This window comes from Methylomonas aurea, assembly GCF_024505045.1.
GTDB classification, from domain to species: Bacteria; Pseudomonadota; Gammaproteobacteria; order Methylococcales; family Methylomonadaceae; genus Methylomonas; species Methylomonas aurea.
The window spans coordinates 38,683-65,309 of the sequence record NZ_JANIBM010000027.1 but is presented as its reverse complement, the minus strand read 5'-3'; the positions used below and the strand labels follow the sequence as shown (position 1 = coordinate 65,309).

Sequence of the window (26,627 nt, the reverse complement as noted above, 5' to 3'; positions counted from 1 at the left end):
GTAAAGCTTGTTGTTCCAACCATTTTTGCAATCGAGACTGGGCTTCATCGTCGTATTTGGCAAAGCCCAGATAATTCAGGATATTTTTTCGGTACTCAGATAATGTCGCTTCGCGATCCGGCGTTGCTACTGTCAGCGAAGGCGGCAAACCCAATTGGTTGTTGAGGTAGTTGACAATGCGGGGTGACAGGCTATTGACTTCGGCCAGAAAGCGACCATACAAGCGTAACGCGCTTAACTGGATGGCAATAAATGTCCGGGAATTTTTTCGGTATTTGCTGATTTCCTTTTTGTCGGCATCGGAAAGTGTCCAGTCTCTGGCCATCTCTTCATCTGAGAAATCCTGTGACAGCTTAATGGACTGGTAGCGTTGCCGTCGGTTTAAGAAACCTTCACTGGTAGTCATCGATAACGGCACTCGCTGATTGGTACAAAGTTCTTCAAGAAACTGGCGATAGTTAGAATTCCTGGAAAAACGGATGTTGTTTTTGAATGACACCTATTTTTGGTGCTCTCGGGTTCCAAAAGCTGTGCATTTGAATCTTGATCTAACTGCACACGCAAAATAGGCGCTATTTTGTGCATTTGTAGTTGAATTGCGGTAAATGCACAGCTTATAATTTGCACATATTCTATATGCACAAAACAACCAAAACAACATGACTTCATCGAAAATCGGCTATTGCCGAGTATCCACAACGGAGCAAAATATGGCTGCTCAGTTGGAATTACTTAACAAGGCGGATTGCCATGAGATTTTCAAGGAAAAAGTATCGGGAAGTAATGCTGATCGTCCCGAGTTAAAAAAATTACTCGCTTACATTCGAAAAGGCGATACCGTTACGGTGACAAAGTTGGATCGGTTAGCGCGATCAACCAAGGATTTGTTGAACATAGCCGAAGCGATAAAACAGAAAGGCGCTGACCTTGAAGTCCTCAATATTAATTTAGATACTAAATCTCCAACTGGGCAACTGATGCTCACCATGCTGGCCGCTATTGCTGAATTTGAAAGAGGCATTATGTTGGAACGCCAAAGGGAAGGCATCGAAATCGCTAAAGCGGATGGAAAATACAAAGGCCGTAGGCCAATTAACGAAGCCAAGCTACAACAAGTGCAAAAGCTGGTCGACAATGGCACAAGTGTCAGCAAAGCGGTTTCTGAAGTCGGTATCGGGCGGCGAACTTATTATAAGGCTATTGAAGAAGGCCGGATTTAACTCCAGTTTTGATTGGAGATCAGTACAGCAACTTACGGTTATGAACTGGAAACCGATGGCGAAACCGTAAGTTTCTGTTCAAATGCTCCCGCTAGTCCATAATGAACTCTATGTTGAGTTCAATGACGAGAAACAAGGGCCTTTCTATCCTGCAGAGGGGCCGATCCCGTTCGGAAAGTTTCGGAAACACAAAAAGAGCAGCGTTGAGCTTAAAGCGGATCGGATCGGGGAATTGGCAAAAACAATCAGCCTGCCACGTTCAGCATTGTCCGGCATTAACGGCAGCGACCAAGCTCTGTTGGCCCAAGCCAATATCGTTCAGATGGAAAAACCCAAATCGATGCCGTTCGATGACAGCCCATTCCTGCAATCTACCACGTTCAAAAACAAACTGGATGCCAAGACTGCCATTGCCGATTATCTCGGCAAACCCTTGTCCCGGTTGACCGACCTGCAAATAGTCGCCATCAATATGATCCTCGATGAGACATTGGACAAGAAGACAGTGATGGACAAAATTCGCGCGTATTTTACTTTAAGCTCGGCCGGGCATTCGGGAGGTGACTGATGTACGGTGAAATGATGCAATACTATGGCCTGGTTAAGGATTTGGATAAAGCCGATTACTTTGAGACCGAAGCCTTTAAAAGTGTTCTGCATAGCCTTGAAGCCGCCGTCATGTCAGGCGGCATCATTACCTTGACCGGCATCGTCGGCGTTGGCAAGACTCGGGTTATCCGGCATTTTCAGGATGGCTTAAAGAAAAACAACCAGGTGGTTGTCGCCAAATCGTTGGCGACCGATAAACGACGCGTCAATATCAACACCCTCTATACCGCACTATTTGCTGATCTACCCACCCCAAAAGATTTTAAGATCATTACCCAAACCGAAACCAGGGAGCGGAAACTCCAAGAACTGATCCGTAAAATCAATAAGCCGATCGCCTTCTTCATCGATGGAGCCCATGACCTCCATTGGCGCACGTTAATTAGCATAAAGCAGTTGATTGAAACTGTTGAGGACACCAAAGGCACTTTGACCGTTATCATGGTGGGCCATCCAAAGCTGGGCAACGACCTCAACAAGCCGACTATGGAAGAAATCGGCGCACGGGCGAAATTGTTTAGCTTGGATAGTTGGGGACAACAAAAAGAACGCTATATTGAATGGGTGTTGACACATTGCAGCAAACCTAAAACAGCCATCCATGACATCGTGACTCCCGATGCCATCAATCTTCTGGCGGAACGGCTGATCACGCCGTTGCAAATTTGCCATTACCTGACGCTCGCTTTTATCAAGGGAGCTACCACAGGCACAAAACCGGTCGATGTGGAGATTGTCGAAACCATATTATCGCCCGACTTAAACACGTTGGAACCCAAGCTGGCCCGGCATGGGTATAACACCACGGCTTTGTGCGAACATCTGAATGCCAGGCGGGGCGAAATCAAGGCGTATTTCAACGGACAATTGCCAGCGGCACGGGCTGAGGATTTTAATAAGGAAATCCATAAGCTGGGGATTTTATAAAGCTCGCGCCTTCAATTTATGGTTTATGGGCGTAGGATAGAATCAAATAAAGCGAGAAATCCAACTCGATAAAATCATTTAATGCGAGAAAGAAAACCGCCCTGTGCAATTAATGTGAGAAAAAATGATTTTATAGAGTCAGTTAATTTGAGATGAAAATCCCGGATAAGTGCAAGAAAAACCGGTTATGAAATCAAGAAACTACAACTAGAGGGTGATCGCTCCGCCGTTGTCTGCCGTAGATGACACCGAATGGTGCTGCATCGCAATGGCGCGACGGGGCGAGCTGGTTAACTCACCAATTTAAGAAGTACTAACGTTATTACACTGGTCATTATTGCAGTGCCCAGGCTAATCGCTGCCGTTCCTGTATATCTCCCAATCCCTGTTGGTCGTTTCACGGCGTTTATCTCCGATATCGCCTTTTTAAACGCGGCTATTTCATCACTCACGGCCTCGCGTACTAACCCGCGTACAATCTCCCGCTGTTCATCAACCGTTGCCGATACCGTGGCCGTCGTCACTGTTTTTAGGTACGCCATCAACTCTTTTTTCGAGCGCATGTTTGCCGCCATCACGGCTTGATTGTAGCTTTCGCCGGCCTCTTCGAGCCGGCGGATCGTTAATTCTAACCGCTCCACGGCCGCTGTAATCGTGGCGGCCGCAGAATCGGATTTATCAAGTAAAACGTCAATGTCCCCTAATACCTGCGCGGCCAGGGCGTCGCGCATGGTTCTTGGGGTTTTCTCGGGTGTTTTTTTCGTGGCGGCCATGGCTTAAAACAACGCCTTGAACACTTGATCGAGGTTTTTTTGTGCCGTGACTGCAATCATTTTCAGCAGGGCCATTTTAACCAAGCGTTCCGCTTCCTCTGTTTTGCCCTCGGCCTTTGCGGCCTTCGCCAGTTCCCGGTAATCGTTCTTGTCATTCACCATATCCACTAATGGTACGCCCAGGTCTTTGCACTGATCAAAGGCCTCGTTGTTGTAGATCACGCATTTATCGTTAATGACAAACGATTTATCGACGGTGGCGAGACCGAACAACGATCCAAATTCATCGTGAATATCGTCGTCTACCTCGACCTTGTTCATGACCACCCGGATTTTTTGTTTTGGGATACCCATTGCAGACAACGCTTTAATGGTGCGGATCGTGTCGATGGTCTGTTTTTTCTCTTTGACGGTCGGCACCACGTAGAAGTCGAATTGTTTATGTGAATCGTGATACTGCGACATCATGTTGGTAAAGTCCTCTACGTTGGACGCACCGACATCAATAATTGCATCATCGAGTAAAAATATTTCCTCTTGGAGTTCGCGGTACTTTTTGCCTTTGTACGTTTCCACGTCCACGCCATCGGTCGCCGCGTCGTCGTTCAAAGTCTCCACGCTGAACAATCCAGCGCCGGGCATGTGTGGCTTAAGCAGATGCGCCGCCACGGTTGATTTTCCGACGTTGCCGGAGAAGTTAATCACTACCAGTTTCATGTGGTTTTTTCCTCTTTGGTTTTTGGCTTTTGCCGATTTTGGCCAGCTTCTCTAGGTCAACTGATGACTGCATGATGTCCCGTAAGTCGCTGGGTTTAAAAAAGGATGAATCACTTGTTTGACCATCCTCGTGTTGCTCTTCATTGACGGACGGATTCGCCTCTGTCCGATCCTTTTCCGGTCGCACTGGTGTTGGTGCCGGCGTTGTCACTGTCTGGCGTGGTTTGCTTAGCTTCGAGGACTCGCCGGGTTGTTCCGGGTGACGTTTCACGTAGGCGGCAACAGTTTGGAATGCCACCGTGACACCCTTCGTGGCCAGGTACTCTTGCACTTGCACCCAGGAATAGCCCAACCGACGAAGGCGATAGATGTCCGCCAAATACGGAGCCAGGCGCGACCGTGACGTAGACGCCGGTTTATGCAGCTTCACGAATTCGTCCAGTTCCATCAAGTCCCCAATAAACGCACCGCTGGTGCTTAGTTCAGTCGGATGGAAACGCAAAACCGATAAAACCGACGACGCACTGCTAGTGCGACTTTTTTCTTTTATTCGCATAAAGCGGCGAATAAAACGATTCGGTTCCACCTTGCCATACCGATATTTCAGTCATTTTTCTACACTCTACACTAATTATCCACAGGTTTTCAATACTATCGCCATAATTTCACTATAACCGCATGCTGTTTCTCGCAACTTTCAGCAAACTTTCAGCAAAACCAGCCCGTGCAACGGCAAAGGCACGTAAAAAACAAAACAAAAAGAGGGCAGGATAGACTAGCGTCGGCATTTGTGGTAACATATTCCCATGTTGAACAGTTTTTTTATTGGTGAGGTGTCGGAATGACAGGTAAAACAGAGGTCATCCGTTTTCGGATTCATGAAGACCTAAAGGCGGCCTTGTTTGCGCTTGCTGAGAAACGCCGTATCGATGTCTCTAAGCTGATCATCGGTGAGATAACCCGATTGCTTAGGGAAGATGAAGACGGAGCGCCAGCGCCGCCTAGCTCGCCGTTACATGCACAATCTGAGACTGTCCATGAACTGACCGGGCAATTATGTTTCCGGCCGCTTCCGGGCGATGAGCTTTACGTTAAACAATATGGCGAGGGTCGTCAACTAACGCCTGGTATAATCTTGAAATTAGTCTTGCGTGGCTGGATAAACAAAAACGCACCTATGCCGCGTGATGAACTGTTGGCCCTTGGTGTCACGTCAAACCATTTGGCCGCGATTGGCCGCAACCTAAACCAGTTTGCGAAACTGGCGCATTCTGGCCGCTGGCCTGACTCACACGAATTGATTGATTTACTCGAAGAGACCGCTCAACTAACCAATCGGGCTAGTGAAGAGATCGATGCGGTTGTTCGCGCTAACCTTTTGAGTTGGGAGAACGAAGATGGCTAAAAAAAGAACGGTTCGTATTGCACGAGATAAAGACGCTCAAGGTTTAAATATTGGCAGTCGTGGCCGTAAAGGGCCGCAAGCGCCGCGTGCCGGCCGTCCATTATTTGATCCGTCGTCACGTGCATCCATGGACGCCTTAAGGCGGACGTTGGATCGCGTGCCGGAGGTTATGGTAAAGGTCACTGGCGGCGGTCGAGATAGCGGCACGGCAGAGGCTCACATCGATTACATTGATCGTCACGGCGAACTGGATGTACTAACCGATGATGGCGACACTCTAAAAGGTCGGGATGTTTCGGGCTTTTTGGTCAAGGATTGGAAGTTGGATACCGTGATCAATCAACGTCACAGGGAGGCACCGGAAGCCGGCGAGAAAGACAAACGCGCGAAACTGGTACATAACATCGTATTATCAATGCCGCACGGCGCACCACCACAAAAGGTTTTAGACGCGGCCCAGTTCTTCGCCCGCGAAAACTTCGCCTTTAGCCATCGTTACGCGATGGTGTTACATGATCCGGCGACCGATCCAAAGCACGAAAAGACCGAATCCGGTAAAAACCCGCATGTTCATTTAGTCGTTAAGGCGGTAAGCGAAACCGGCGAACGTCTTTATATCCGAAAAAATACGCTGCAAGAATGGCGAGAACAGTTCGCCCAGGCGCTACGCGACCGAGGCGTTGAGGCGAATGCGACGCCGGCCGCTATCCGAGGCAAGGGCCGCAGTAGCACTAAAGGCGCTATGCACCAACATCAAGAGCGGATCGAGAAATGGCAACGTGATCCAGAGGCTAACAAAAAACCGATTGAATCATCCTATCTACAAAGCCAGGTCGAGACTGCACTAAATGAGGTTGTAAACGGTGTTGCGCCGGATATGTCTGGTAAAAAAACGCTCGAAAGCACACGAACTAATGTGGTTGCCGATTGGTACGCGACGGCGCACGCTCTTCGTGCCGCCGGTATGGACAACGACGCCATAGCGGTTGAGGCTTTCATTGAGAAGTTGCCGAAGGTTAAAACCGATTACGAGGTGCTTAGAGACCGCGTAGCGAAAGACAAGAATCGTTTGCAAGTGGCTATAGGCCAAACACCGAAAGCGACCGGCGTAGAGCAAATGCCGGCTGTTGATAAGCAGTCGCAAGATGTCGATCATTTAGCGCCTAGTCGCTAATTGAACGGATACGATAAGATCAGTTTGATTGGTGACAATTCGCCGGCCAGGTCGAGCTGGCCATGTCACCAAACTGGATTGGTGACAGGCACCGGCCGGATCGAGACCAGCGCCGGGCGAACCGTGTCACCATACGATTACCCAATTGGTGTCAGATCCCCGCGTCCGGATTCGCTTGTTTGTCACCATGCGCGTATGGTGACGCCGGCGCGCGATCGAGGCCTTCATTCTGTCACCATTCATTTGCTAGACCGCTGCGCTTTATGGTGTATCAAACGCTCACTGGTTATTTCCTCCTTATTTCCGCTTGCGCCACTCCCATGGAGGCGTTCGCTCGCTTTCAGGTAGCGCCCAAAGCCCTTTTTTGTCCTCTCTTGCTTGCGCCTCTAGTTCGTAAAGGCTACTGTCTTTAGCATATTTGCGGTACACCCACGCAGACCCGCTTCGGACAAGCTCGGCGTTCACGTCCAGCGAGCCGGCATATACACGGGCAACCGACCGGCCATAACGGTCGGTGGTTTGCACGTCCGCTGTAATCGTTTTGGAAAACACCAATCCGGCTAACGCTTGTTTAGCTTTCTGTCCATACGGTTGGTGGGATTCCGGCGTATCGATTTCGGCAAGCCTGATTTTGACCTGTCGGTTACCGCTAACCAACAAGATCACAGTATCGCCATCAATGATTTTTACGACCTTCCCCGAAAGGTTCTCGGCCAAAACGGCATTTGTCCATAAGATAAGCAGACATAGAGCGACGAACCATATTTTCTTGACAAAGGCTTCTTTTAATATTTTTCCACTAACCATTTACTTGGATACTAAATATATATGTCCGTTTTCCAGGTCATCATTGGCGTTATTAGGTGCAACTAGCACGGGCATTAACCAAATCAACTTGCGAAGGGCGCGACCTTCACCATACGGTTGGTTTCGCCAATGACCACGCCGCCAATGGCTTGCTGGATGACTTCCTGTTGACGCCCCTATTAACTTGCGTTGTTCATCGATCTTTTTTCCGCAGATATGTACTTGCACATATCCCATTGATGTTAATTTCGACTTCGCTCTCGCTGACTCTTTACCATTTCCGGCTTCTGCCTTCGCCTTTAATTTGACAGGTGTTTCATCGGGCCAGACGGTTTCAATATCGTCTGGGTACGCGGTCACATAGCAAAGCGCATTTACCACTAATTTAAGCGTTTCGTGGTAAATCGGATGGCGTTTTGTAAGTTGTTCTATCCGTTGCTTGGCCATTGCCGGCGAAACGTCCACAATGTTTAGCGAGTCCGGCATTGACTCGCCCATCTTGCCGAATTCGTCCGACACCTTTTGTGTAATATCGCCACCGTCGCCGGTGGCTTTCTGAGCAAGCGTTGTTTTGTTATCGTTAAACACTTGATCAATGGCGGTCGCTAAGGTTTTTTCGCGGAATTCGCCGACAAAATCCTGTGTGTAGTGTGGCTCCGGGATCACAAACCAAAGGCGTGATTTTTGCCTATCTGACGGAATGGCTGTGATTGTAAAACGTATATCCCCGGCGGTTCCTCTTGTTTCAACGTATGCCCCATCGACAAACCAGCCCTCCTCTAACTCCAAGTGCTTTTGCATGCCAAAGTATAGGTATTGGGCTGAGAATGGTGTTTTCAACAAGTTAAGCGGGATTTCGTCAACATCCGTTTTTGCCAGCATTTCGATCAATGATGGTGGAAACTTCATAATCTGGCGGCCCGCTTGGACAAACCGACCGTATGCAGTCGATAACACCTCTAATGACTCTATGACGTGCGTCGGACTGGGTGAATCTAAGGTTAGGCGACGTGGATAATTCAGTACCTTGTTATTCGTTTCTTCACAAGCGTGCTGCATCAATTTGTTTAATAGTGGAACGGTTAAAAAGCCGGTATTAGGATCGACTTGCTGGCGATAGATTTTGCCTATCGGTTCTGCGCATGCGTGGAACGCCTTAAATCTCTCTGGATGTAAAATGTAGAGTGGCGGGTCTGGCTGTTCTTTTGGTTTTGGTTCGCAAACATATTTAACCTCATCGCCGACTTCATCAAAGAATTCTGCTATTCGAACGTACTCCATTACGGGATCGGACACATCGATGGTTACGGAATCCCACAATACGCGACCGATTTGTGGGCGCTCGTCGATCCATCCAATACGTGCCGTTACTTCGGAGTGATGATTGATAAACTCCAAAAAATAACCCAGCATCCGTGCATTTGCATTGCAGAATTCCTTTAACTCCAGATATGAGTCGAATATCGCCTCGGACACTATCATTACCGTATGTTCATTGTCCCAGGTATTCGATGTTTCGGCTTCTTCCAATTTATCTGGTTGTACCTCGTTATTTTCCAGTACATCCACCCAAGCGCCTATAAGGCGATTAAAAGAATCCGCAAAGTCTTGAACCATTCGCGGTTTCGTTTCGATGCTTTTAGTAAATGCTCTTACCTCATCGGAGTAACCATTTTTTATAAGTGATGCAATAAAGTTATCGAATGGTATTTGCGTTGTTTTTGTTGTCATGTCTTATTTGTTTTTTACGCCTGTGTCGTAGCCTCTAGCTCTTCGAGCTGCCGGCATAGTTCGCTATAACTATTTCCAATTGCGTTAACCAAATCGACAGTGGCCAATGTATCGGCAATGGCGGTGTGTGCGTTCCCAGTCCATTCGACGCCCGCCTCCAGTGTGGCATTATCCAGGGAAATTGTACCGTATCTATTAGTGGCTCCAAACGCATCGGTCGCCAGGTACATTGCGCAACGTGTGTCTATTTCGTCCCACCACTCCGTGGACAAATTGAATGCGTCACAGGTTTGCTGAATGATCCGACTGTCATAGTCGGCATTGAATATCACCACCATTCGGCCCGTGACGACCTGTTTGAACTGATCGATGACATCCGGCCAGGTTGGTGAATCGGCAAGCATCGCTTCGGTGTAGCCGTGGATATTGATAGCGCCCGGATCAATCGGAACGGTTGGTTTGACGGTCGTATGAAATAACACATTGCGGAACTGGTCGGCCGCTGCCACTTCAACGATTTGAGCGGTTGGGCCTAGCCCCGTTGTTTCAAGGTCGATGAAGCACAGGTCTGTACCGAGCCAGGCCATTGCTTCGGCCCCTGCTCGCGCAAGGCGGCCTCGTTTCTTTGATTTGATCGCTTGAATCGCCCTTGCCTTTAGTTGCTTAGGGGTTGGTTCTTTTTGAGCGGTTTCCCTGATTGGTACACAGTCCGCCACCCGATAAAGTGGGCTTCGTCCGCCGTAGCCGTTTTTAACGATTTTGACGGGTGCGGCGTCCGGTTTTGGTTTAAGCCGTAATTCATCAAGAAGCCGACTTTTTGAGTAAATTTTGTCGGCGGCAATCGCGGTGGCTCTAAGCGTTTCTAGGTCGTCGTTTTGCATGTCGGGGCGACTGTATCGGCAGTAGTCGTTAATTGAGTCGTGCCCGGCCGCTCGCCTTGATTTCTTCGATAGTCATTGGTTGGTCGCCTCTAAACCCTCGCCATCTATCATCGTCGGTGTCTCGTAACACGACTAGGCATTGATTTTCGTCTTTTAGTCCGTCAGTCGCGTTATCTACCATCCAATCAATGCAATGACGCGTGTGTTCCTCGATGCCGTCATGATATTCTGACAAATAGTCGCGAATGCCATCCCCTAATAAAATTGAACGACCGGCTACTAACGCCACTAACACCGTATCTGCGTGAATGATGGCTATTAAAATTGCGTCAGCGTCGGTTTGCCGACCGGCGCTTATTGCTTCTTTTGCATACTCTTGTAGAGGTGGAAGGCTTGCTGACAATTCCGCAAAGCTTCCCGCTCCGGCCCCCGTTAATTGCTCCCGAATGGATCGGCGAATCTTTTTTACCTTCATGCATTAAATCCTTTGTCGTTCTGATCACTAAAAAAGGCTTAGCGTACTATTTTTTCCGTATTCTGTAGCTAAAGCTTGTTCCCCGGCATTAGTTAATGACGTTATGCCCGCGATTCCGCATGCAGTTTTGATATGCATATTTAAAATTTTGCCCGGTTTCCAGGGCTTGTTTTGTAGCGCCGCCAAGACCACCCACAGCCGCACCAATAGCCGCACCTTTTCCTGCGTTTCCCATGGCAGCGCCAAGAGCGGCACCACCACCTGCCCCCACTACTCCCCCAACTCCAGCCCCAATTGCGGTCTCTTGTACAGTGTTACCCGAGGCTTGATACGCAAGGTGTTTGCAGTCTTCAAAGTCTTGATCGAGTCTGTAGGCGTTCATGTCATTACGAACGTCAATGGTTGGCTTATAAACGCTACAGGCTTCCATGGTTAAAAGAGCGGTTACGATTAAAAGGCGTTTGGCTTTGTCATTTCTCATTTCTTGTTTCCTTGTTGTTTATGGGTTCTGTTTTTCGCGGGCGCGAAAATGCCGCGATCAATGTTCGCGCGGGACAATCAATGTCTGTAAGAATGCCCCCAGGTCGAATGCACCGGCTGCCCTTAAGTAGCCGGCGACAGTTCTTGAGCGGGTTTCGTCTTTCGGTAAGAAGATGGCGCGGCAGTTATCGTATGGCTGCGGTAATTGTCGCCATAGGTAGGTGGCACTAAATGCCTTCATGGCATGAAGAAATTCATTTTGTTCTTTGGCGCGGTCGTCTATCACTACAATCTCGAAACGCTCCCTTAGCGCCTCTACGCTACGCGGATTGATTGAATAGGATTTGAGCTTGCCATTCAGGCGTACTTTACGGCCTAATTTGCCGGCGATATAACGCGCGGCTGCGAAGTGATGGGAACCGCCGTGATTGCGTAGGAAGATGCGGTTATCCCATGAATAGCGGCTAAAGCAATCAGCCGTTGTATCGGTGTGCAGTTCATGACCGATTCGTATTTCGTTATGCGCCAAGGTACTTAAAAGATTTCGCTCGGTGATTTCTTCGATCAAGCTTGGGTATCTTGTTTGTATGAATTGATCAAGATTGGTGAATTGATTTAGGTTGGATTTTGAACTCGATAGCCCGGCTATGTCCTGTATTTCGCATTCCCAGTTTGGTGTCGCCTCATATTGGCCGAAGTGGTCGAATTCAGGCATAACCTGTTCAAAACTGGAGTATGTCCCTTGGCTATATCGCCAACCGAGCATCACGTTATGTTTTGCATACTTCGTGAAGCTATACCGCATTTCGCCCCATTCATGCCACCTTACAATATCGCCCTCATTGATCGTTTTAGGTCGCTCTTCAAGCTTGGGAAGGAAATCGGGGTAACTATCTATCGCGCTAAGTAGTTTGACCGGACTATAGCCGAGGTCTTCCTGTATCAAATTCACGCCGGTTTTAAGCCATTTCGTTATGTTGTTAATTGACATTAGTTCACCCAGGCGGCATAGATGTAATTGGGATAAGCGTCGCTGCTACGACTGCCGTTGTACCGTGCTAATGCCCGAGTGATATTGCCGTTTTCCTTGTCCAAATAGCTGCGCAAGATTGCGCACCCGAGCCGGAGGTTTGTTCTCACATTGAACAGATCGGCGGACTCTGTACCGACTATATCGGCCCAAAACGGCATCACTTGCATGAAGCCCCGCGCACCGGTCGATGAAATCGCGTATTTGCGGAAATTGCTTTCCCCGCGAATCACCGAAATGACTAACGACGGTTCCAGGCCTGCCCGTTTTGCCTCGTAATAAATGGTGTGCAACAGCTCCCGGCGTAAGCGCTCATTGCTCATACGTTGCGCTAAGGGCTTATTTTTTGCCATTTCCTTTATGAGTGCTTGCTCGGTTTGATCAACCCAATGCTGTTCGTCATCGTTGATTGTTCTGTCATGTTGTACGGTGTCGGCTTTTGTCGAATCTATCGAGGCGACTTGTAAACGTATTACCGCTTCTGAATTCGGTGCCGCTTGCACCGAATGGGCTAAAACTAAGGCGATAGCGCCATAAAGCATTTTCATTGGCGTGGTTCCATGGCTGGGGTAATGGTTATTTCCTGATTGACGATTGTTGTTTCTGGCTGTTCACACTGGTTGTGATGATGGATAAGCAATGTTTCGCTAATGATGCGATACCGTTTGGCGTCCTTCGCAATTACAAGGCGATAGCGGTTGTCCCAGTAACAACGTCCGAGCGCGTACCGATGAGCGTTGATTTCTAAGGCTTCGCCGCTTATCGGTTTAATCTTGATGTCGTGTAGCTGCATCGGTTCTGCCGACGGTTGGCCGTTGTACCAAGTTTCGCGGAGCAATTGCTTCCATTTGCGCCCGTTCAACTCTAACGTTCGAACTTCCCGATCCAGAGTAACTACGGTGACGTTAATTTCTGCCTCATCGGCATACAGCGGCAGCAGGTTAATGTTTTTGGTGTTGTTGAGTTCCAGGTAACCCGCCAGGAAGATTCGCGCATCCTCGACCGTTTGTTGATCTAGGGTTGCCGCATTGGGGGCGTGCCACCAGAGCAACACCCCCACGCATGCCATTTTGGCCCAGGTTTTCATCTAACCATTTCCTGTTGCACAGGTTCTTTTGTGACCACTGGCGGTTTTTGATCATTCAGTACGTTGTTCGCGTCAATGGTGGCTTGCCGCCCCTGTTCTCGTACTTCCGGCGCAGTGATTTTTTTACCCTTTTCCAATGCGGAGGCAAGGCCTTCGCGGATTAGGTACACCAGAGCCTCTTTTTCATCTTCCGACTTGATAACGCCGGATTGATGAGCTTGTTCGGCGATCTTCTCGCCGAGTTTGGCGGCGGTAATCGCTTCGGCGACTTGCGGCATTTGCCGAATGACATTGCCTTCGATTTCCCGGCCCGTGCGAAGCGCTTGGGCCTGCTCTTCGAGCGCCGTTTGATAATCTTCGCGTTCGACCCGCCAGGTGTTCTTTTTAACCGGCTTTTTGCCTTCCACCTCGTTACCGTCAGCGTCGCGTTCCTTTGTACCGATGTTCACCTCTTGCTGGCCGACCGACTCCATGATGATTTTGTCGCCGACTTCCGGCTTTGACTGAGATTCTTTAAAGGCCCGTTTGAAGTCAGCGCCCCATTTAGTGACTTCCTTCCCATCCACCTCTAATTTGACGAAATAGGATTTGCCTTGATTCGGATCGTGTTTATAGTGATCCGCGCCGTGATCCAACAATGTTCCGACAATCATGCCGTCGCGGTCTCTTGATGCCGGCGCGGCGACTTGCTGTTTTGCTTCGAGCGCGGCCTTGGCTTTTTCCAGTTCGGCCACTTCCAATGGAGTCGGTTGATACCCGACCACTTCCAGGCCTTTGAGCGATGCTTCCCGCCAAGCCTGTTGCTTGAAATTATCGCTGCCGGATATTTTGATGGTTTGCCAGTTCCGATCTTCGGCGATAGCGATTGCATCCTTAATCACGGTGGCGTTTTCGGTCTCGACTTTCAAATGCTTGCCGCCGTCCTCGAACGCCAGAGATTTATCCTGAAAATAGTATTGATTTTTCACGCGCAAATAACGACTTGCCAGCCTTTCCGGTATTGCGTGGTTACCGTCGGTGCCCACTTGTGCCTGTTCGTTTTCTGCGGCGGTTACCTGAGCCGCTTGTTCGGTCTTGGGTGCGGTTTTCTCTTGAGCCTTATCGTAAAACTCAATGATATTTTCTACTTGCTTGGGGTCTTTAGTGGCCGGCTTGTTTTCTTGGCTCACGGCCTGTTCGGTTAGAAAAACCGGCGTCTTCATGCCGTCCGGGGCGTTCTTTTGCCATAGTTTTATGGCTTTGGCTGAATCGTAGACCGCGAAACGTTCCAGATCGTCGGCAATCCGGTTTTCCAATTGCTTCGGCGGTTCTTGTCCTTGGGTCGCTTCGGTTTTGAGGGTGCGAAGATGTTTGCGAACCGCTTTTTCCAGTGCCTCGTAGTAACCGGCCTGAAATTCTTTATCGATAGGCATTACATCCGGCAGGGTTTTGAAAAAGCGGGTCTGGCCATCCTCATATTGGCCGTGAATCTCGGTTGAGGCGATGATTCGGCCGCGATTTCCTTCCGCGTGTACCACGCTCGGGCGTGGCGATTTTTCCGGGTCTGCGGTGTAATAAGCGGCCCCGGCTTTTTGGGCGTCGGTAAACTCGCGCTCACGGTTACCAGTGCGTAGGGTAAACACATGCGCCGCCTCTTGTGCCTTAGCCTGTTCGCCCGCCTGTTCGTTTGCCGATTGTTCGCGCGGTGTGCCGCGTTCCAGGTGATAGATGCGATCCGCGACTTCTGAAATTTTGGGCGGGTTCCTAATGTACCCCGTGAAAGCAGCCTCAAGGCCGGCTTTATAATCCGGGTGTTCTTGGGTATTTTTTACAATGGCGGCCGCCGCGATCTTTTGTTGTTCCACGTCTTGAATGCGGAGGAATGCCGAGGCGTCTACCAGCGCCAGTTTCCGGTCTATATCGTGGTCGCCTGTCTGGCCTACTTTTGCCCTTGCTTGTGCGCGGCTCAAAATATCGGCCACGCTTTGTTTGTCAATTTCGGCCTGCATGTCCTCGATCTTTTGGCCGTCGGCGCGTACCCAGTTATCGCCGGTTTTTGTAATCCGGGATTCCCGGCCATCGGCGCTATAGCCTTTGACTTCGCTAATTCCGAACTCGTCGGCCTTGGCGATCATTTCCGCTGAGGTGTAGACGCGATATTGCGCATGACTGTTCGGATCGATTACGCCATAGCGATATTGAGTTTCGGCCAGGTCTGCTTTAACGCGGGTTTCCAATTCATCGCCCGGTTGTCTTTCTGTTGCCATCGTGTTCTCCTTTTAGTCTTCAATCACAAGGTTTAGGTAACGCTGAGCGGCTGCCTTGATTTCGTCGGCGCTCATGGGTTGGTCTGTGGGTTGCAGGATGTAATCGGTATCGATTGCAAAGTCGTTTAGTGACAGTTCATCGAAATTTTCCAGTTCCTCTATCGTCACCGGCCGGTATGTTGGTTCGTCGTCTACATCCATTTGGGTGTAAATGTTCTCGTAGGTCTGCATGACGGGCGCGATCCGTCGTACCTTCGGTGCCGGCAGCAAGCGTTTTTTGAAATGGCGGTCGGTGTAGTAAATGATTTTTTCCGCCAGGATTGGGCGGATGCCTTCGTAGATGATGATTTCTCGATCCGGGCCGATTTCTTTAACCTCCTGCGGCAATAACAACATCCGGCGCTGGTCGCTCTCCGTCGTGGTCTGGCCTTTTGTGCCCCACATAGGCCGCGACCGGCTTTCGCCTTTCATTGTTGTGGAACCTAAATCGTTCGAGATTTCTTGCGCGTCGGGAAAGTCTTTCGGGGCGAAAACGATTCGACCGGCCAGGGTTTTCATAATCGTGTCGGCACCGTCGCGGCCGTACACGGCTCGCAGTTGCGACGGGGTTTGAATGACCAATAGCACGCGAACGTTGTAACCAGGCAAAAAGCCACTGGCGGTTTCGATAATGGGGATACGGCCCAGGGCGGTAAACTCGTCCAGTAACAACAGCAGTTGATGTTTCAATTGCGGGTTGTGTTCGGGCAGTTCGCGGGTCTGCAAGCCAATCGCTTGCTGAAAAAACAGACTCAATACCGGGCGAATCCTGTCCAGGTCGTCCGGTTTGACGCCAACATAAATCGACATAGGCCGCTTACGCAAATTGCGTAAATCCATGTCATTCTCGGACGTGGCCGCGTCCAGTAATGGATTCAGCCATAGCGAGAGTTTCGATGTCAGCTCTTTACGGATGCCGCCCGCTGTTTGCGGCGGTAGATCGATAACCTCATAGATCGACGACACGCATTGCCAGGAAAGCGGGTTGTTGCCCTCTCTTCGGCGGGCGAGAACGCCTTTCCAATGTTCGACAAAGCCCTCGCCGGTTGTGCCGCCGGACATGCCTAGCCGTAACACTTCGCCAATCGTGCGCTTGGTATATGCCGTCTCAAATAGGTAAAGAGCCAATCCTAAGAACAACGTTCTGGCGCTTAACACCCAAAATGAGTCCTTATTGCCGTCTACGGTGTAGAGCATTTCCGCTATCCGTTGAATATCGTTAATGCGGGTGTGTGGATCGGCTGACACATAAAAAAACGGGTTCCAGCGGGCTGTCTGTCCCTCTTCGGATAGTGGATCGAATAGATACACCTCTTGGCCGTGTTGATGCCGAAAACCGGCTGTGACTTCCCAGTTCTCTTTTTTGATGTCAACGACGATCACCGATCCGGGAAAATTCAACAGATTCGGTACTACTACACCCACCCCTTTACCCGCGCGAGGCGGGGCGGCCAGAATTGCCCCTTGCTGGCCAGGTATCGACAAGTATTTCTCACCGAGTTTGCCAATAATTATGCCGTCGCCGTCTAACAAGCCACGCTCCCGGATTTCCCGGCGGCTGGCAAAGCGTGCGTCGCCATGCAATGCCCGCCGCCGTGGCAGGAGTGGTAGGGCGATACCACCGCCGACCAACAGAAACCCGGCTATCGTGCTACCAATCAGGTTGCGGTGTACAGTCGGTTTTTGGCCGTAATGTTGGTGATATTGAAGGATGGTTATCGGCGTCGCTTGATACGGGTTTAAGTGGCTGACTACCAGAAAAAAATAGCCGGACACATAAAGTCCGGCTGCGAGCGCCAATAACAACCCAGCGAGGATTTTTGCTATTTTCTTCATAGGCCGTGTTTGCGTTTCAGATCGGGTCTGTACCAGACCTCTTTGATATATCGAATTTGGCCATCGGCCGCGAACTGTAGAACGATGTCAATGGTTTGATACAGCAACGATTTGATTTCTTCCGACTGCAAGGCTTGCCCTGCCGGGCTTTGTCTGAGCAATAACACCATTTGCGCGAGAGCCAATTGTGCGGTGTGGCCGTGAATACTGGTAATCGAGCCAGGGTGAGAAGCAACGGCCCGCAGGTATTCAAAGGCTTCGTCGCTTCGCAACTCCGCCAGGAACAAGCGATCCGGCTTCATCCGCAAACAGGCCTCAAGTAGCATTTTGGCGTTAACGTTTGAAATGCCCTGCCCGCCTTTGGAATAAAACAGGCGAACATGATCCGGTTGGTTCACTAATATCAACTCTTTGGCGTCCTCAATCGTGATGATGCGCTCGTCGGCTGGGATTTCGAGGATTAAGGCCTTGTTTGCCGTGGTTTTCCCGCTACCTGTTACCCCGGATAATAGAAAATTCTTTTTGGCCTTTATGCCTAGCTTGATGAATTCACCATAACGGCGCTGTTCCTTAAGTTCGAGCAATTCCTTTTCCACGTCGTCCAGTTCGTCGCCCGACTCTTTGCATTGCGCAAAGAGTCCTTTGTCGGCCAACTCGTCGAGTGTCCACACGGTTTTAGACGGCCGGCGGATCGTAATGGATACGTGATCACTGGCCGGTGGCAGTACGAATTGAATCCGCTCACCAGTCGGTAAATCAGCCGATAACAGGGGCGTCGTTTCGTCGGCTCCTTGTGAGGTTTTGTTCGCAACCAGATTGGCCATGTTTCGGCACCAACCATGCGACGCAAACGCCAGTTTTTCACAGGTTTTGCCGCTGTATCGTTGCACCCAGGCTTCATGCGGTTTATTGATGCAGACCTCAGTCACGGCGTCATCATCCAAGATGCAACGTAAAGGGGTTAGGTAATGATGCAATGCGCTCAGGTATTCCACATTGTCGCGGCGGTGTTGTGCTGATTCCATGTGTTTCCTCTCGGTGTTGGATTTTCGCGGGCGCGAAAATTGATTACTGATACTGGCGATATTTGGCTTCCGCTTCGTCATAGATGTACTGGTATTTATCAGCCAGTGCATAAACCGAACGAAAGTCCACATCACGCGCGAACAGAATTTGCACGCGCTCCCCTTGCGGTACGCGAATAGTGGGCGGAATGTTGACGGTGTTTCTCAATACTTCCGTCATGACTTGGTTGGGTTGTTGTGTGTTGTAATTAAGTGTCGTTCCGCCGCTGTTGCCAGCGCCGCTCGCGTAGTTCGTGCCTGCCTGAATCACGCCATTGATGACTGATATTAGGATTGCCGCACCGAAGCGATCCCAAAAATGGTTGTCAACCTCGCCCGTAATCCCGCTACGTCCGAGCGAGTCCGTTGCCGGTGACGCCAGTTGTGCCACTACGCCGGCTTCGGTTCTTGCGTCCGTCCACAACACAAACACGCGACTTTGCCCTTGTTGTACGTTGGTGCGCGTCTCGCCGGTAATCGACGTGCCGCGTTTTAACAGAGGCACTTTGCCGTCAGCACCGAAAATATCGTGTGACAATACGCAGGTCACCATGCCGGGCAGTTGGGAATCAATGGCGGTTTCTAGCGTGCAGTCGCCTTTGCGGCCTTTTGGGATAACGAACGTTAATGACGGCAACATTTCGGCCCGTGCCATGGCGGTAGTTGTCGGCTGTAGCGCTTTTGCAAGATCGGTATTCTGCCCGGCGATGGAGTCCAAACTGGCATGACGTTGGTTAGGATCGGCGCTTGGTTGCTCGGCCCCTGCCATGTTGTTATTTGGTTTCACATAAACAGGGGTTGTCAGTCGGCGCATTTGCGCGACTTCTTCCGGCGTCGGTTCTTTTGGCCCGTTATTGACGTTGGCTTGCGATCCTGGAGCTGGCCCAAACAGGTTGCCAGCGTCTACTGATTCAACGGGGGGCGGTGGCGGTGGCGTTTTTACTTGTGGAAACGGCACTGCACCGAGTTTTGGCAGGCTGCCGGTGGATTGCGTCAGTTGCTCTTGTTCCTGTTTGCGTTTTTCGTCCTCGGCGTTTTTCTTGGCATACATATTGGTGTAATACCAGGTCAAAAAGCCGCCTCCCAATAGCAGTATTAAAGCGACCGCAAACACATTATTCATTTTCGACTGTAACGACTGGCCGCGCGTCACGCTCGGTATTTGGCGTTCGCCCGGTACGTGGTCGTGGTTGTCTACATGGTCGTCATAGTGCATATCTATTTCATGATTGTTTTCACTCATTGCCGGCTGCCTCGTTTTCGGTTTTGTGTGTTTTTATAACTACGTCGTCCTTTACTGTGCCCGACGTCAAGCGCGATCCACCGCCGGAAAATTGCCGGTTTTCGATGCAGCCTACTAATTCACCACGGCGCAAAATAAAACGGTGTGCGATTTGGTGTACCACCACCTCGTCGGTGTCTGGTTCAACGTGAAAATTGATCAACGATTCTGATTGATCCGCGTTTTCGGCGAAGATGGCCGGATACTCGGCATGCGATCCAAACTTGATATGTGTTTGAATGCCATCGTCGTAGGCTTCAACCGGCTTCATCGATGGAGCGCCGCAATACCAATAGTCTTTGTTCACCTTGTAGGCCGGCGCATGCAACTTGTCGTGCAACTTCGCTTTAGCGAAGTCGTCCAGCCGCTTTTCTTCCTCATCGGCGGGGTAGCGGAAGGTAATCGAATAGATCATGGCTTTTTTGTTGTGCGGTGGCTCTTTCCGTACTTCGTAATCGAAGTGATAGACCCGGCGGTTGGTTTTCACGTCGAAATTGGTTCGCACCAATTCGGCTTTGGGTTTGAGCCATGTATCGCTACCGTCGGCCGTTATATCCAAGCCGCCGGTATCACCAGCGCCGACGCCGACAAACTTCTCGCCCGGAGCCATGCGTAAATGCGTTTGATAACCCACATAGCCAATCAAACGGATTACATCGTCCCGGTCATAAACCACCTCACGTACACGCGGGTCTGTCATGCCCGGCATGGGGTTGATTTCCGCGACCGAAGCGGTGGCCCACACCATCAGGCCAATAGCACTTAAACGTCCTAATGTTTTCATGGCTGACCTCCTATTGCGCGTTGCTCGGCGATAACTTCCGGCTCTTTGTGGTAGCTGGTGATCCGCAGGCCTAATTGATTCAGGCTGCGTTCTTTGTCGTTGGTGGAGGGTTCGCCGTAAGCGTATTTGACGGTCGATAGCCAATGCGTGACGACGGGTGCGCCATTGCCGCCTTTGCGTGTTTCCGTGGTGAAACGGATTTGTGCGGTATCGCGTGCGCCGCTGTCGGGTTCCAGGAAAGTGATGCCCTTGACGTGGACGGTTACGGTCGTGCCGTCCTTGTATTTCACAAGCGGCGATTCCGGGTTGCCTTCCATCCATTCCCGTGCCCATTCGTCGTTGAGTTTGGAGTTATTAAATGCGCCGACGTACTCGTAATCGGTTTCCGCAATCGCGTAAAAATAACGTTCCCGTGCGGTTTGGTAGTGGGTTAGAAGGTTGCGCGTGACAAGCTCGTTTAGCTCGGCTTGGCCGTTGTAGATCGGCACAACATCGACAATTCCCGTGGAGTTATCCACGCGAACGACATAGGGTTGCGTGGTTTTCAAAGGGGTCAATCCCTTGATGGCCCATGCCAGGCTTCCGGTCGCGATGACCAGGCCCACAATGACCACTTTTTGAAATTTGATTTGTTTGAGCGCGTCCCTGAGTTTGTCGGCTTCCCAGGAACTCGCCTCGGCCAGATAGTTTTCCAGTTCCGGGTCGCGTTTCATGGTTGCACCGTTTCCGTTGCATTTGCGTTGATGGGCGTGAAATCCTCGGTGCAGCGGGCCGGCGGCGTAGTTGCGCAGCCTGTCATGATTACGGTTGATAAAATGGCCATAACAAGCCAGGTAGAATTGCTGAGTTTCATAGTCGCAGGAGGTTTTGGTAGTTAGGGTGCCTTGAATGTTATAGGCTCATTGAGCCTATGTCAAGAATAATGTTACTTTTCTTCCGATAGATTTTCGGTGGTTCGTTTGAGTGCGGTTAACGCCCATTTGGGGCATTTCCTGCTGGATGGAATCGACACCCCTGCCAACCAGCTACGGATTTTGCGTGTTCCGACTGATTGCCCGGTTTCGTTCGTTATTAGCGCGGCGGCCTCGGCTTGCGTAAGGCCGTATTTGGACAGAATGTCGCGAAATTCTTTTTGATTCTCGTCGTGTTCTTGTATGCGCGGTTGCTCCATTTAAACGGTTCCTGTTCGCTAACAGATAACGTGCGGCGACCATATCGCCGCATGCTCCTAGATTGATTGAAAAATATCGTCCAGTCGTTGTTTGAGTGATTCACAAAGAATTTCGGCGTCGTTGACCGCATCAACAGGATCGCGGGCCAACGCGGCCCGCAATGCCGTTTTTAGCCAATCCGATGCCGCTGGATCGTCGAGGATTGTTTGTATTGAATCGTTCATCGGTATTGAACTCCAGTTTCGCGGGCGCGAAAAAAACCGCTAGAACACAGCACTCCGAGCTATTTTTCCTCCTGTTTGCTGTTGTGCCTGTTGCGGCGCACGCCTTGCGCCTAAGCGGGTGCCCAGGTTACGGGTTATCGATTGATAGCGGCTTGGTTGATGCCCTGCTCGCCCATCTGCCACACCACGCGCGAATTGGTACGCGGTGCCGCCAGTACTTCTCGCTGTACCAGACATAAGCCGGCTTAGGGTGTTGAATGTACTCAACGCCACGCCACCGCCCAATGTCGCCGCAATGGTCGGCACTTGCTTCATGAGGATGAGGATAAAACCGGATGCCAAACACAATTGAATGGCCTCGGCCACTGTTATCGCGGCACCCATCGCTGCCGCCGCTGTGGCATACGAATTTAGCATTCCAAGAAGAAGTTTTGCCGCCACTGACGCAATAACAATAATTAGGCCGTAATTGGCGAGTTGAGCGACCCATGCCTCGAAAAATCGCTTCGTGGTTTCAAACATTAACCCCAATACAGGTAAGGGGCCAATGGCTAACAACAATCCCACGGCCACCAGCGATAAACAGTATAAATACGCCATCCAGATGCAGATTGCGCCGACAAACAAATAGACCGCAAACCCGGCAATATAGAAATCCACATTACCGTTCATGATGCCGCCTTGCGCCATTAGGGATTCCGCCACGTCGCCGCCATCTTTCCAGATGTTATCGACGGCCGTCACTGCCGCATTTCCACCCAATATTGCATTGGATAATGAGTCAGGGGTTGTCACAAAAAAATCTATGAAAACCGCGTTGTATTCCCATAAATCGATTGCCACGGCGAAAATCACTGCCAACTGGATGATCCGCTTGGCCCCGTCCATGATCGGCTCTTCGATTGCACCTCGTAAATGTAAATATCCCCATAACATCACATACATGGTTGCAAACGTGACGGCTGCCGGCGCGATACTGCCCGCTATATTGGCTGTCACCGCTCCAACCGTATTCAATACGTTTCCCTGTAAATACGTCCAGAATTGTAGAAAAAACCCCATGTCATTATCCTCATAAGAGTGGCGTTAATTGCCCTGGAATACCCCGTATTCCGGTTGCTTTAAATCTCGAATGTGCCCTGTTGGTCTTCGAGTGTGTTTCGCTTCTTCGATTTGTGTTTTAACAACAATGGTGATCGGTTTATCCGCATCCTGTGCTGCCACTTGAACCACGGATTGCCCGTTGTCCGTCTGAGGTGCCATGGCTACCGGCGTATTTTCAGCGCTGTTGCTCGTCTGGCCATTTGTGGTCAGGTAGTATGTGCCGCCGGCCGTCGTGGCTGCGGTTAACACGATGGTTGTTAAAATTGTGAGATTCTTGGTCATTTTCGTCTCCGGTTATGGATTGTTGTAAACCGTGTAATTCGGTTGCACCAAATTACGCGTCCGGCCGATTTGCTGTACCGATAGTTCGCTCATTTGTTGCTGATTGATCCGCTCCTGATTTTGCATATAGGCATACATCTGCTCCATTTTGCTCTGATCGTTTTGTAGCATCACCTGTTCGCCTGCGATCCGGGCTTGAAGCTCGGCAATGGCCTTCGGATCGTTGGTGTTATTGATGTTATCTATCATTCCTTGGATATACCCGTAACGCTGGCCGGCCGCATTCATACTTTGCTGTGCCGTGGCCTGTATCGCGGCCGCATTTTTCCGGCGCTGAGTGAAAAGGTTAAGCTGTTGGCCGGTCATGTTGAGGCTATTTAGGGCGTTGCCATTCAGTATCGCGTTTTGGTTCGTGAATCCCTGAACCATGCCGCTCATCTGGTTATAAGTCTGGCTTGCGCCGTTGATGGTATCGAGTAGATCGCCCGTGCTTTCCGGCAGGTAGTTACGTGAGGCATTGGTTAAGGTTTGCAAAGCCCCAAGTCCCCGGCTGCCCGTGAGGCTGTTGTAGGTGGAGGTGACCATTTGATAGGTCTGTTGCAATTGCTGTAATTGCTCCACCATGGTATTAAACTGTTGGATTTCGTCCTGGTGATTAGCGGCCCAACCGGCGATGGTCTCCGCCATGTGTGCCGGGTCGTTCACAATGTCAATTGCGTTCGCGTTAGTCGCTGATAACATCAGGATGATGGCTAACGCGATGGGTTTTTTCTGAATCATTTTCATGTGGTGTACTCCGGCGGTTAGGAATGGCGTTGTTCGTCCAAGTATTGCTTGTATAGCGGTAACCAAGTCTGCGGGTTGTCGCCCACGTCCTCTATCAGTTTTCGGACGTATTCGACGTTGTGCGAACGGCCCGAAATTACATCCAGTTCGTAGCTAAACCCTTTTAAATTGAGTTCGCACACGACGCTGGCATGTCCTTGTTTAATCAGGAATTGCCGGCTGCCCGGCTGGATTTCCTGTTTGATTAACAGAAATTCGCGCTCACTCAGGCCGAAACCGTCGATGTAGTCCTCTTCCCGCGCTTTTTCGTTGGGCATGAAGATTTGGGTCGGGGTTTGCTCGACCAGAGTTCGAGCAATCGGGCTTTCCAGCACCGAGCTTGGGCTTTGCGTGACAAAAATAAAACCGGCGTTCTTTTTACGTGCCCTTTCCAGTCCATCCTTGGCAAACTCTTGGAAGGCCGGATCGTTGATAGAACGCGAAAACTCGTCCATCCAACACAGTAAACGACGGCCGTCCATCAATGTTTGCACGAGGTGGAACAGGTACATGGTGATCGGCCCGCAGGTCACCGGGTTTTTCAGAAAATCGGTGGAGTCGAAGCCGATGGTTGCGGCTTCATTCATGAGGCCGCTAATCGTGTCGGTCTCATTGTCGAACACCCAGGCATATTCGCCGGCCGTGCTTTCCGCCCATTTACTGAGGCGGGCGTAAAGGCCTTCCGGGTCGCGCACGTCCAGGAATTCCACCAGGCGCGATAAACGGCGGTATTGGCGGTCGAGTAGTAACGTGCCGTCGAGCGCTGAATTGAGATTTTTCAATTCGCGTTCAGTTAACGGTTTGTCGGCGCGATACGCCAGGCGTTGCACAAATTGCCGCATGAATTCGACATTGTTTGGGGTCGGTTCGAGCTGGAGCGGGTTAAAGCCGGTATTGTGTTTGTTGCGGATTGGCAGGTAGCGGCCGCCCAAAGCACGGATCAAGATTTCGAGGCCGTAGTCGTTATCAAAAATTACTTGCGTGACGTTTTGCTTGCGCAGCATCGATACCATGAAGCCGAACACAACAGTTTTACCGGAACCCGTCGGGCCGCATAGGTAGGTGTGGGCCACGTCTTTTTTGGAGCCGCCGGTCGGGTCTTTGGGATCGCTGGCATGCAACGAAAAATAATAGTTGCTTCTGGCGTTGGTAATCAGAACGGCCATGGCGTCGCCCCAATGGTTACCCGTTGCCCGGCCTACCGGGAAATTATGGTACGGGGCCATCGCTGAGAAGTTACGGCTAGTGATCGGCGATAGACGGGGCCGATAGGCAAAATTGCCGGGCAGTTGCGCCCAAAACGCCGCTTCCATGGCCATGTCTTCCCGCGCAACGGTCATGCCGGTGTCGCCTAACACGGTTCGCGCGTGGGCGATATTGTTATTGAGTTCGCGCAGTCGGGACGAATTTTCCGCCTCCTTCACGCCTTCAAACGGTTCGCCGTGAACCAGCAACGAAAAATGATGATCGCCCATGGCAATTTCATTCCCGGATATTTGATCGATAGCAAGTTCGAGGTCTTCGGTTTGCGTCTTCGCTAGATCGCCAATGTTTGACATTCTGGCGTGCTGGTTTACCAAGAGCGTTTGGGCGCTTGCCTTCATCATGAAGGTAAAGCTTTGCGTCATAACGAAGCTGTACGGTGCCTTGAGCAATTGGTTAAACATGCCGACGACCGTTGGCGTCGGGTATTCTTTGATGCCCAACACAGCGCCGACGCGGGTATTCGTGGAGGTGCGATATTCCATGGCCTCGGTGCCGAATGATAAACGCGACGTGGCCAGCACTTCGTTCAATGGGGATCGCGGCAAGGCGATTCGTTGCCATTCGCCGTTAATGAGCAATCCGAAATATTCCAGGATGGTCGAGTAATAATGATCGCCACGTTTGTAGATGCCGAGCGGCTCGGGATCGTAGCGGCCCAGGGCGGCCGTGACGTGTTGTTGCAGTTTTGCCATTTCCTCCAGCGCTTCCGCTTGCTCTTGCTTGGCCGACTCTTTGTTGACTCGGCTGAGGAAACTCATCGCGGTTTTGCCAACTGTGCCGGGTTGAGGCCGGTACACTATCGCCACGTAAAGGTCGTTGCACATGAGTGTTTCTTGTGCAATCCGGCGGCGGTATTTCTCGTTAAGGTCATGGGCAAAGCCCGGCTCAAACTCGCCGGCCGGGTAGGCGTCTTCGCGGTGACGGATGATGGTTTGCCAGATCGAGATATTCGGGCGGGCGATATTGCGGTAAAACACGTTCAAACGTTCGTGCCAGATGTTGAGCTGTTCGTCGTCGGCGTTTTCGTAGCCGATGCCGGACAACTTGAACACCATCACGTAACCATTTTTGGTTTTTACAACGTGTTCATTCGCGTGGATCGTGTAGGGAATATGAATTGCGGCGGCCTCTTCCCTTAACAGCGCCGTGTGGTTTTTTAGAGCTATCGGTGACATATCGATTTCCTT

General features: G+C 50.6%; 29 protein-coding genes. 5 read left to right on the top strand and 24 right to left on the bottom strand.

Going from position 1 to position 26,627, the window contains the following annotated elements:
- Window positions 1–406: DUF4158 domain-containing protein (locus NP603_RS16560; protein WP_256611998.1), on the bottom strand; the 406-nt coding region annotated here is incomplete at its 3' end.
- Window positions 407–659: 253 nt separating this feature from the next.
- On the opposite strand from NP603_RS16560, the gene NP603_RS16555 reads away from it, so the two are divergent.
- From NP603_RS16555 to NP603_RS16545, 3 genes are all read left to right on the top strand, one after another.
- Entirely contained in the window at window positions 660–1,220 is a 561-nt protein-coding gene (locus NP603_RS16555) for a recombinase family protein (protein ID WP_256603977.1), read from the top strand.
- Between the two features lie 82 nt (window positions 1,221–1,302).
- Window positions 1,303–1,788, top strand: coding sequence for a hypothetical protein (locus tag NP603_RS16550; RefSeq protein ID WP_256603978.1), 486 nt, complete (start codon window positions 1,303–1,305; stop codon window positions 1,786–1,788).
- Window positions 1,788–2,756, top strand: coding sequence for an AAA family ATPase (locus NP603_RS16545; protein WP_256603979.1), 969 nt, complete (start codon window positions 1,788–1,790; stop codon window positions 2,754–2,756). Before NP603_RS16550 ends, NP603_RS16545 begins: the two co-directional genes overlap by 1 nt.
- 290 nt (window positions 2,757–3,046) lie before the next feature.
- On the opposite strand, the gene NP603_RS16540 is transcribed toward NP603_RS16545, so the two are convergent.
- Genes NP603_RS16540 through NP603_RS16530 form a run of 3 tightly spaced genes read right to left on the bottom strand, consistent with a single transcriptional unit; the run spans window position 3,047 to window position 4,832 of the window.
- Window positions 3,047–3,529, bottom strand: coding sequence for a hypothetical protein (locus NP603_RS16540; protein WP_256603980.1), 483 nt, complete (start codon window positions 3,527–3,529; stop codon window positions 3,047–3,049).
- 3 nt (window positions 3,530–3,532) lie between these two features.
- Window positions 3,533–4,246 carry a StbB family protein gene (stbB, locus tag NP603_RS16535; protein WP_256603982.1) on the bottom strand — a complete coding sequence of 238 codons (714 nt, stop codon included), beginning with the start codon at window positions 4,244–4,246 and terminating at the stop codon, window positions 3,533–3,535.
- A complete protein-coding gene (locus NP603_RS16530; RefSeq protein WP_256603983.1) occupies window positions 4,227–4,832 on the bottom strand; it encodes a hypothetical protein in 606 nt (201 codons plus the stop codon). The genes stbB and NP603_RS16530 overlap by 20 nt, the downstream gene beginning before the upstream one ends.
- A gap of 255 nt (window positions 4,833–5,087) precedes the next feature.
- On the opposite strand from NP603_RS16530, the gene NP603_RS16525 reads away from it, so the two are divergent.
- On the top strand, window positions 5,088–5,651 hold the full coding sequence (locus NP603_RS16525) for a hypothetical protein (protein ID WP_256603985.1): 564 nt from the start codon (window positions 5,088–5,090) through the stop codon (window positions 5,649–5,651).
- Complete coding sequence (locus NP603_RS16520; RefSeq protein ID WP_256603986.1) at window positions 5,644–6,825, top strand: relaxase/mobilization nuclease domain-containing protein; 1,182 nt, start codon at window positions 5,644–5,646, stop codon at window positions 6,823–6,825. The genes NP603_RS16525 and NP603_RS16520 overlap by 8 nt, the downstream gene beginning before the upstream one ends.
- Before the next feature lie 297 nt (window positions 6,826–7,122).
- On the opposite strand, the gene NP603_RS16515 is transcribed toward NP603_RS16520, so the two are convergent.
- The 20 genes from NP603_RS16515 to NP603_RS16420 form a co-directional block, all read right to left on the bottom strand.
- Window positions 7,123–7,632: a thermonuclease family protein gene (locus tag NP603_RS16515; RefSeq protein WP_256603987.1), complete on the bottom strand. Its 510-nt coding sequence runs from the start codon at window positions 7,630–7,632 to the stop codon at window positions 7,123–7,125.
- Window positions 7,633–9,363, bottom strand: a complete 1,731-nt coding sequence (locus NP603_RS16510; protein ID WP_256603988.1) for an AcrVA2 family anti-CRISPR protein — start codon at window positions 9,361–9,363, stop codon at window positions 7,633–7,635.
- Window positions 9,364–9,377: 14 nt separating this feature from the next.
- Window positions 9,378–10,244 (bottom strand): 3'-5' exonuclease, encoded by an 867-nt coding sequence (locus NP603_RS16505; RefSeq protein WP_256603989.1) that lies wholly within the window; start codon window positions 10,242–10,244, stop codon window positions 9,378–9,380.
- A gap of 28 nt (window positions 10,245–10,272) precedes the next feature.
- Window positions 10,273–10,719: a hypothetical protein gene (locus tag NP603_RS16500; RefSeq protein WP_256603991.1), complete on the bottom strand. Its 447-nt coding sequence runs from the start codon at window positions 10,717–10,719 to the stop codon at window positions 10,273–10,275.
- Window positions 10,720–10,807: 88 nt separating this feature from the next.
- A complete protein-coding gene (locus tag NP603_RS16495; protein ID WP_256603992.1) occupies window positions 10,808–11,200 on the bottom strand; it encodes a glycine zipper family protein in 393 nt (130 codons plus the stop codon).
- A 57-nt stretch (window positions 11,201–11,257) separates the two neighbouring features.
- Window positions 11,258–12,190 carry a DUF6685 family protein gene (locus NP603_RS16490; protein ID WP_256603993.1) on the bottom strand — a complete coding sequence of 311 codons (933 nt, stop codon included), beginning with the start codon at window positions 12,188–12,190 and terminating at the stop codon, window positions 11,258–11,260.
- Complete coding sequence (locus tag NP603_RS16485; protein WP_256603994.1) at window positions 12,190–12,777, bottom strand: transglycosylase SLT domain-containing protein; 588 nt, start codon at window positions 12,775–12,777, stop codon at window positions 12,190–12,192. The genes NP603_RS16490 and NP603_RS16485 overlap by 1 nt, the downstream gene beginning before the upstream one ends.
- Window positions 12,774–13,316 (bottom strand): hypothetical protein, encoded by a 543-nt coding sequence (locus NP603_RS16480; protein WP_256603995.1) that lies wholly within the window; start codon window positions 13,314–13,316, stop codon window positions 12,774–12,776. Before NP603_RS16480 ends, NP603_RS16485 begins: the two co-directional genes overlap by 4 nt.
- On the bottom strand, window positions 13,313–15,562 hold the full coding sequence (locus NP603_RS16475; RefSeq protein WP_256603996.1) for an LPD7 domain-containing protein: 2,250 nt from the start codon (window positions 15,560–15,562) through the stop codon (window positions 13,313–13,315). Before NP603_RS16475 ends, NP603_RS16480 begins: the two co-directional genes overlap by 4 nt.
- 12 nt (window positions 15,563–15,574) lie before the next feature.
- Window positions 15,575–17,437, bottom strand: a complete 1,863-nt coding sequence (locus tag NP603_RS16470; RefSeq protein ID WP_256603997.1) for a type IV secretory system conjugative DNA transfer family protein — start codon at window positions 17,435–17,437, stop codon at window positions 15,575–15,577.
- Window positions 17,434–18,462, bottom strand: coding sequence for a P-type DNA transfer ATPase VirB11 (virB11, locus tag NP603_RS16465; RefSeq protein ID WP_256603998.1), 1,029 nt, complete (start codon window positions 18,460–18,462; stop codon window positions 17,434–17,436). The genes NP603_RS16470 and virB11 overlap by 4 nt, the downstream gene beginning before the upstream one ends.
- 43 nt (window positions 18,463–18,505) lie before the next feature.
- Entirely contained in the window at window positions 18,506–19,744 is a 1,239-nt protein-coding gene (gene virB10, locus NP603_RS16460; protein ID WP_256603999.1) for a type IV secretion system protein VirB10, read from the bottom strand.
- Window positions 19,737–20,567, bottom strand: a complete 831-nt coding sequence (locus NP603_RS16455; protein ID WP_256604000.1) for a TrbG/VirB9 family P-type conjugative transfer protein — start codon at window positions 20,565–20,567, stop codon at window positions 19,737–19,739. Before NP603_RS16455 ends, virB10 begins: the two co-directional genes overlap by 8 nt.
- Window positions 20,564–21,280 carry a VirB8 family type IV secretion system protein gene (locus NP603_RS16450; protein ID WP_256604001.1) on the bottom strand — a complete coding sequence of 239 codons (717 nt, stop codon included), beginning with the start codon at window positions 21,278–21,280 and terminating at the stop codon, window positions 20,564–20,566. Before NP603_RS16450 ends, NP603_RS16455 begins: the two co-directional genes overlap by 4 nt.
- Window positions 21,281–21,492: 212 nt before the next feature.
- Complete coding sequence (locus NP603_RS16445) at window positions 21,493–21,738, bottom strand: helix-turn-helix domain-containing protein (protein ID WP_256611997.1); 246 nt, start codon at window positions 21,736–21,738, stop codon at window positions 21,493–21,495.
- Between the two features lie 57 nt (window positions 21,739–21,795).
- Complete coding sequence (locus tag NP603_RS16440) at window positions 21,796–21,963, bottom strand: hypothetical protein (protein ID WP_256604002.1); 168 nt, start codon at window positions 21,961–21,963, stop codon at window positions 21,796–21,798.
- Window positions 21,964–22,002: 39 nt separating this feature from the next.
- Window positions 22,003–23,025, bottom strand: a complete 1,023-nt coding sequence (locus NP603_RS16435) for a TrbL/VirB6 family protein (RefSeq protein ID WP_256604003.1) — start codon at window positions 23,023–23,025, stop codon at window positions 22,003–22,005.
- Between the two features lie 24 nt (window positions 23,026–23,049).
- Complete coding sequence (locus NP603_RS16430) at window positions 23,050–23,349, bottom strand: hypothetical protein (protein WP_256604004.1); 300 nt, start codon at window positions 23,347–23,349, stop codon at window positions 23,050–23,052.
- A 12-nt stretch (window positions 23,350–23,361) separates the two neighbouring features.
- Complete coding sequence (locus NP603_RS16425; RefSeq protein WP_256604006.1) at window positions 23,362–24,135, bottom strand: type IV secretion system protein; 774 nt, start codon at window positions 24,133–24,135, stop codon at window positions 23,362–23,364.
- 17 nt (window positions 24,136–24,152) lie between these two features.
- Window positions 24,153–26,615: a VirB4 family type IV secretion/conjugal transfer ATPase gene (locus NP603_RS16420; protein WP_256604008.1), complete on the bottom strand. Its 2,463-nt coding sequence runs from the start codon at window positions 26,613–26,615 to the stop codon at window positions 24,153–24,155.
- Between the last annotated feature and the right edge of the window lie 12 nt (window positions 26,616–26,627).